This window comes from Colwellia ponticola (genome assembly GCF_005885605.1).
Taxonomy (GTDB): domain Bacteria; phylum Pseudomonadota; class Gammaproteobacteria; order Enterobacterales; family Alteromonadaceae; genus Colwellia; species Colwellia ponticola.
Genome location: NZ_SZVP01000183.1, coordinates 1 through 424, shown reverse-complemented (window position 1 = coordinate 424; position 424 = coordinate 1). Strand labels below are relative to the sequence as shown.

1 protein-coding gene is annotated in these 424 nt (G+C 51.2%); it reads left to right on the top strand.

What is annotated here, in order from left to right:
• Positions 1-107: 107 nt before the first annotated feature.
• On the top strand, positions 108-424 hold a 317-nt coding region (locus FCS21_RS16460), incomplete at its 3' end, for a TetR family transcriptional regulator (protein ID WP_138624536.1).

The following is a 424-nucleotide window of genomic DNA, read 5'->3' as shown; positions in this document are numbered from 1 at the left end:
TCCCTAATGCTGTGTTGGCCGAAAACTAGTCCGCTGAGATCTCGCTGCGGTGTTATTCAGCGCAAATTCAGACGTCGTTGAAGAGTCCTGATAGAGGTTGTACTGCCATGGTCCGTCGTACCAAAGAAAATGCTCAGGAAACCCGTAGGCAGATACTCGAAGCGGCAGAGAAAGCCTTTTACGAAAAGGGCTTAGCACGTACGACGCTGGAGCGCATCGCGACTCTTGCAGGCGTCACTCGCGGAGCTATTTATTGGCATTTCAGCAACAAGGCGGATCTTGTGCAGGCGATGCTCAATACGCTGCATGAGCCGCTGGCGGAAGTAACCAAGACCAGTGAAAGCAAAGATGAAATGGATCCGATGGGCTGTCTGCGGAGGCTGCTGATTCATTTGTTTCACCAAGTTGGTACGAATCCAAAAAC